The following is a 6,516-nucleotide window of genomic DNA, read 5'->3' as shown; positions in this document are numbered from 1 at the left end:
CATGAGCTGCTCAGCGATACCGGCTGGTAGGCTCGCTCGAGGCGCGCCATCTGCAGGCGGTTGTTGACGCCTTCGACCTCCAGCGGGTTGTCGGGCTGGGCAGTGGCGATCGCCACACCGTCGGCTGCCGCCATGGCAATGACATCGGTCAGGTAATATTCGCCCTGGGCGTTGTCGGCAGAGAGTCGGGGCAACCAGCGCTGCAGTTGAGCGGCGGTCATGGCCATGATGCCGGTATTGCATTCGCGCACAGCCAGCTCACGTTCGCTGGCATCCTTCTGCTCGACGATGGCCACGACCTCGCCGGCATCGTTGCGCAGGATGCGGCCATAGCCATTCGGGTCTTCGAGAGTCACGGTGAGCAGGCCCATGCGGGTCTCGGTGACCTGGTCGAGCAGGACCTTCAGGGTTTCGCGACGAATCAGCGGGACATCACCATACAGCACCAGCACCTTGCCCTTGCCGAGACCATCCAGCGCCTGGGCCACCGCATGACCGGTGCCTTTCTGCTCCGCCTGCAGGGCAAAGCGCACGGGGTAGTCGCCGAGTACCTGCCGCACCCGGTCCGCGCCATGCCCGATCACCACATGCATCCGGTCGGCCGCAAGCCGCCGGGCGGTATCGATGACATGAGACACCATCGGCTTTCCAGCCAGGCGGTGCAGTACCTTGGGCAGCTGCGAGCGCATCCGCGTCCCTTGCCCGGCGGCCAGAATCACCACGTCGAGGCTCATCTTGACTCCTTATCCTTGAACATTGCGTGTCGCAACAGTGTAACCGGCAGCCAATATCAGCGCCCGGCCTGCTTGTATCAGCGAACCTCTATCTCCATCTCCTCCATCCGCGACTGGCCGAAGTGATCGGCAAAGGCAGGCGTGGCCACGCTGGACCAGCCGTCCTTCTCGCGGATCAGCATCAACACCTTGAGATCCTGACTCCGGGCCAGCGCCATGCCCTCCTCCTCGCCCAGCACCATCAGCGCGGTCGCCCAGGCATCCGCCCAGGCGTTGGAGGGGTGCGCCACGGTGACCGATGCCAGGCGATGGTCGATGGGCCGACCCGTGCGCGGGTCCAGCGTGTGGGAGAAACGCTGTCCGTCCGCCTCGAAGTAGTTGCGATAGTCGCCGGAGGTCGCAATCGAGATGTCATGGACCGGAATGATATGGGTCGCTTCCTGACGATCGTCCAGCGGCGCCTCGATCCCGATGCGCCAGGGCTGGCTCTCGGTATCGCGGTAGCCGCGCACGATCAAGTCGCCGCCAAGGTTGACCAGGTAGTGTTCGATGCCCTGGCCATCCAGGTAGGCCCCCACCCGGTCTGTGCCATGCCCCTTCGCCACGCCACCGAGATCCACGAAGACGTCGCGCAGGCGCCGGGCCTGCAAGCCGTTCTCGTCAACCTCGATGCTGTCGGGCCCCACCTGGGCCAGGCGTTCGTTGAGGGTCTCCTCATCCGGTATCTCCCGAGGACGCGCCTCGCGCCGAAGCTCCACAAGTTGACCAGGCCACCGATGGTGACATCGAAGGCACCGTCGCTGGCCTTGGCCACCGACCGGCTGATTGCCAGCACCTCGATCAGTTCATCGGAGAGCGGCTGCCACTCGCCCACCGGCGACTGATTGAAGGCAACCAGCTCCGAATCCTCGCGGTAGATCGACATGCTGGCATCCACGTCCTCGAGCACCTCCAGCAGGCCCTCCTCGAGCCGCTGTGCATCACCCTGGGTAAGGGGATCGCCTATGGTAACCTGGTAGAAGGAACCGAATATGGCGCCTTCGAGCTGTACCGGCGACTCCAGCGGACGGTCGCTTTCCGAGCAGCCCATCAGCAGCAACAGCAGCGCCGCCGAGGCAAGAAGAGGGGGAAGTCGGCTCATGATGGTGAAGCTCTCCTCGAGAACAACAGGGTTTCGCCTTGCGGCTACCAGAAGATCCATAGCAGCCAGAGGCCCAGAATGATGCGATAGACCACAAAGGGCTGCATACCGATCCGTTTGATGAACGCCAGAAAGTAGTGAATGCAGACATAGGCGCTGATACCGGATATTACCGCCCCCACCAGCAATGCAGAAACCGCAATGGGTTCAGGGTTCCGGATCAACCCACTGACCTCCAGGCCACCGGCCAGCACGATCACCGGGATCGACATGAGGAACGAGAAGCGGGCCGCACCCTCCCGGCTCATCCCCAGCAGCAGCGCCGCGGTAATGGTGATTCCCGAGCGTGATGTGCCGGGTATCAGCGCCAGCGCCTGGGCTCCGCCTATCAGCAACGCATCCTTCAGCGTGAGTTGGTACTCACTTCGACCGGCGCGTCTTTTCCAGTCAGCATAACCCAGCAGCAGACCGAAGCCGATCAGGCTCACGCCGATCACCAGCGGTGAACGCATCACGGTTTCGATGGGTGTCTTGAAGATCAGCGCGGCAAGCCCGACGGGAAAGGTGGCCAGCAGCACCCAGCCGGCCAGGCGACCATCCGCATCCATACCGCGACCGCGAACGTAGTCCATCAGGCTGTCGCCCATGCGCACCAGATCCTGGCGAAAATAGACCACCACCGCCGCCAGGCTGCCGATGTGCAGGGCCACATCGAAGGCCAGGCCCTGATCCTCCCACTCGGTCAGCACCGGCACCAGGATCAGGTGAGCCGAGCTGGAAATCGGCAGGAATTCGGTCAGCCCCTGAACGAGGGCGAGAACGGCGACCTGGAGCCAATCCATATGGCAACCCCTTGAAGCAAGGCCGTCGGCAGCGCGGAGGTGTCGACAGCATGAGTCAGTTCGACGCGCTGAGGATACACGCCCGTACATGACTTGTCCGCTGCGTTTCCATTTCAGTCTTTACCACCTAATCGCGGTTGATTACCCTGCCGCCCACTTTTTTTCTCGATACTATGGGCCTTCAACTAAAGATGAGGGAGTGCGAGAATCACCCTGAGCCAACCTATCTCTTCGACTGGATTCCCGCCTGTGTCAGAGACGTCCTGACACAGAGGGGATCTGGAAGCCCATGGCTCTGCAGTACGATCGAGCAGGACACGACCATGAACAACGCCAATGAACAGGCTCGGCACAACCAGGAGGCCAAGCAGGCGACCTATATTGCTGCCTGGCTGGATGGGGTGCTGGGCCTTGCCAAGGTCATCGTGGGCACGCTGGTGGGCTCCGCCGCTCTGGTCGCCGACGGTATCCACTCCTTCTCGGATCTCATCACCGACGGCTTCGTGCTGGCCGCCACCCATTACGGCCGGCAGGGGCCGGACCACGACCACCACTATGGCCATGGTCGCATCGAGACCCTGGCCACCTTGCTGCTGGGCAGCGTGCTCATCTTCGTGGCCGGGGCCATCGCCTGGTCCAGCCTGCAGCGCCTGTACACCGGCACCCTGATCTCGGCTCCCGGCATCTGGGCCATGCTGCTGGCACTGGTCGCCCTGCTCGCCAAGGAGGCGCTGTTCCGCTACACCATGGGCGTCGCCAAGCGTGTGAAATCGAAACTGCTCGAGGCCAATGCCTGGCACTCCCGCTCCGACGTGCTCTCGACGGCGGTGGTCCTCGTCGCCCTGGTCGGTGCGCAGTTCGGCGTCGGCTGGCTGGATGCCATTGCCGCCATTATCGTCGGTCTGCTGGTCGGAAAGGTCGGTTGGGATCTGCTGTGGGAGTCCGCCCGGGAACTGGTCGATACCGCCCTCCCGGAAGATGCCCAGCAGGATATGCACGAGGTCGCCCTCGGTGTCCCCGGCGTGGAAGGCGTTCATGACCTGCGTACCCGCCAATCGGCCGGACACGTCATCGTCGACCTGCATGTGGTCGTGGGAGCACGCATCAGCGTGTCGGAGGCTCATGAAATAGGCAATGAGGTGAGCCGACGCCTGCGCCGGCATTATCCCGCACTCAGCGACGTCACCTTCCATATCGACCCGGAGGACGATGCCGGCGAAGGCGATCCCAGCCGCTTCCCTGGCCTGCCGCTGCGCCCGGCAGTGGAACAGGCACTGGCAGAACGCTGGTCGTCGCTCTCCTGCTGGCCACACATCGTGGAGTATCGGCTTCACTACCTGGATGGAAAGATCACGGTGGTGGTATTCGTCGACGAAGCGCTGGAGACGTCGGTGGCGGCTCGTCTTCCCGAGCGTCTCGCTGAACGGGCGAGCGACCTGCCCTGGCTGGGCGGGGTCGAAGCGGAAAAAGCCCTGGACTGACTCGATGACCGGCAGTTGACACCCTGGCACCGATCCCGGAGGGTATGCTTCCCCCCGCTATCCACTATCCGAGGAAACCCCATGGCCGCAGAGATGATCAAGCCTGCCGTCCTGCTCATCGCCATTCCCTTCTCCATACTGCTGACGGTCATCCTGGTCGTGGTGATTCGCTCGTGGTTCAAGAATAGGGAGTGAAGGTGTTTAACTTCATCAACAACATTCCTGCTATCCAGCTCGCTATCAGCAATGGCAGCGACCAGCGATGAAACTCTCGCCATAGCCCTCTCTCCCGGGCCAGGCGAAGTGCAATGATGCTGGCCATCGAACCGATGGCCAGACCGAAGCCTCCACGTTGACGCCCCAGGCCAGGCCGCGCCAATCATCGGTGAAGTTTTCCAGCAGGATGGCCGCCGGGACATTGGAGATCCCCTGGGACAACAGTGCGCCGGCCGTCAGCGTGCCACATTCTCTCGCTATGCGCCGGGGAGACCCAGGATAGCCGTGGCCAGGGCAAAGTAGATCAACACCCCCGAGGCATCGGCGATGGAGGTCACCAGCGGTGCCGAAGCGGTGGCCGGGTCCCAGCCCAGGCGGTTGAGGATAAAGGGCAGAATCATGCCGATCAGGCTGCCGACGATCACGATCAGCACCATGCTGATAGCCACCACCAGGGCGATCTCGGTGCCGGCGCGGAATACGCCCACCACCGAGACGGCCAGTGCCATGGTCAGGCCGAGGCCTATCGCCACGAAGACCTCACGCCCCAGCAGCCGGGCCCAGTCGCGACTGCGCACGTCGCCGGTGGCCATGCCGCGAACCATCAGGGTGGCGGCCTGGGAGCCGGCGTTGCCGCCGCTGTCCACCAGCAGGGGCAGGAAGAACACCAGGGCGATATAGGCCTCGATGGTCTCCTCGAAGTAGGCGATGCCGGCACCGGAGAAGATGTTGGCGAAGACCAGCAGCACCAGCCAGACGATGCGCTTGCGGTAGAGGTCGAACAGGCTGGCGCTGCGCAGGCCCCCCTCGAGCTTGCCGATGGACATGCCCTTGTGCATGTCCTCGGTAGCCTCTTCCTCGGCCACGTCCATGGCGTCGTCGTAGGTGACGATACCCACCAGCTGTTCGCCGCCGTTGACGACCGGCAGGGCGAGCAGGTCGTAACGCGAGATCAGCCGAGCGACGTCTTCCTGAGGGGTGGTGGTGGTCACGTGGACCACGTCTTCGGTCATCAATTCGGCGATCTGGGTATCGGTGTCGGCCAGTATCAGCTCACGGAGTGAGACAGTGCCCAGAAGGCGTCCGGCGGTATCGATGCAGTAAAGCTGATAGATCGTCTCTGCCTCGGCTCCCGTTTTCCGTATGGTCTTCAATGCCCGCTTCACATCGTAGTAGGCAGGGATCGCCACATAGTCCGAGGTCATGACCGCACCAGCGGTGCCTTCATCGTAGCTGGCCAGTTTGCGTAGATCCTCGCGAGCCTCCTTGGCCAAAGAGTTCAGCAGCGCCTGCTGGCGGTCTTCGTCAAGCAGCTTGAAGAGATCGGCCCGCTCGTCGGCGCTCATATGCTCGAGAAGATCGCCGAGTTTCTTGTCGGTCAGCGTGGCGGCAACCTCCTCCTGAAGTGCCACGCTGAGATAGCCGAAGGCCACCGCACGGCGCTCCAGGGGAAGGTGGAGAAGCAGCGAAATCACGGTATCGGTCTGTTCGTGCTGGACGAAATCGGCCAGGTCGGCCGGCTGCATCTCGGCGATCAGGCGATGGATCGTTTCCTGGTCGTTGCGCTGCATGGCGCTGCGCAGGGACGCAGCGAGAACGGCATAGCTCATGGTAGGGCTCCTTTGCGCGCGTCGAGGCTCACGCGCAAAGGAACTATCAGTACCCTATCGACAGGGCGCTGGCAGGATCCGGTGCGCGCGGTTCAAGGACACAGCGCGGTCAGCTGGAAATTCCGTCGTGTAATATCGACTGGGAGGTTCCATAAATTCCTCGGAATGGGTTCGTACCGCCATTTGACGGCGTCGAGATTCTAGTCGCGGTCGGGAGGGTAATCAACCGCGATTCGGTGGTAAAGACTGAAATGGAAACGCAGCGGACAAGTCATGGACGGGCGTGTATCCTCAGCGCGTCGAACTGACTCATGCTGTCGACACCTCCGCGCTGCCGACGGCCTTGCTTCAAGGGGTTGCCATATGGATTGGCTCCAGGTCGCCGTTCTCGCCCTCGTTCAGGGGCTGACCGAATTCCTGCCGATTTCCAGCTCGGCTCACCTGATCCTGGTGCCGGTGCTGACCGAGTGGGAGGATCAGGGCCTGGCCTTC

General features: G+C 62.8%; 6 protein-coding genes and 1 pseudogene. 2 read left to right on the top strand and 5 right to left on the bottom strand.

Going from position 1 to position 6,516, the window contains the following annotated elements; translation table 11 throughout:
• The 3 genes and pseudogenes from Q427_RS25250 to Q427_RS25240 form a co-directional block, all read right to left on the bottom strand.
• Positions 1 to 734 (bottom strand): NTP transferase domain-containing protein (locus Q427_RS25250; RefSeq protein ID WP_043518129.1); only part of this gene is annotated, 734 nt, incomplete at its 3' end.
• Positions 735 to 811: 77 nt separating this feature from the next.
• Positions 812 to 1,875: pseudogene (locus Q427_RS25245) on the bottom strand (FAD:protein FMN transferase).
• Positions 1,876 to 1,919: 44 nt separating this feature from the next.
• The gene (locus tag Q427_RS25240; RefSeq protein ID WP_043518127.1) at positions 1,920 to 2,717 is read right to left on the bottom strand and encodes an undecaprenyl-diphosphate phosphatase; all 798 of its coding nucleotides are present in this window, start codon (positions 2,715 to 2,717) and stop codon (positions 1,920 to 1,922) included.
• A gap of 323 nt (positions 2,718 to 3,040) precedes the next feature.
• Between Q427_RS25240 and Q427_RS25235 the strand changes: the two genes are divergently transcribed.
• Positions 3,041 to 4,198 carry a cation diffusion facilitator family transporter gene (locus Q427_RS25235; RefSeq protein ID WP_043518125.1) on the top strand — a complete coding sequence of 386 codons (1,158 nt, stop codon included), beginning with the start codon at positions 3,041 to 3,043 and terminating at the stop codon, positions 4,196 to 4,198.
• A 240-nt stretch (positions 4,199 to 4,438) separates the two neighbouring features.
• Here Q427_RS25235 and Q427_RS25230 read toward each other — a convergent pair whose 3' ends face one another.
• Positions 4,439 to 4,636: a hypothetical protein gene (locus Q427_RS25230; RefSeq protein ID WP_043518124.1), complete on the bottom strand. Its 198-nt coding sequence runs from the start codon at positions 4,634 to 4,636 to the stop codon at positions 4,439 to 4,441.
• A gap of 35 nt (positions 4,637 to 4,671) precedes the next feature.
• The gene (gene mgtE, locus Q427_RS25225; RefSeq protein ID WP_043518122.1) at positions 4,672 to 6,024 is read right to left on the bottom strand and encodes a magnesium transporter; all 1,353 of its coding nucleotides are present in this window, start codon (positions 6,022 to 6,024) and stop codon (positions 4,672 to 4,674) included.
• Between the two features lie 363 nt (positions 6,025 to 6,387).
• Between mgtE and Q427_RS30705 the strand changes: the two genes are divergently transcribed.
• Positions 6,388 to 6,516: undecaprenyl-diphosphate phosphatase (locus Q427_RS30705; protein ID WP_331280708.1), on the top strand; the 129-nt coding region annotated here is incomplete at its 3' end.

The sequence above is a fragment of the Halomonas sp. BC04 genome (genome assembly GCF_000568385.1).
Note: the sequence above shows the minus strand (reverse complement) of the source record. Positions and strands in the feature narration are given on the sequence as shown.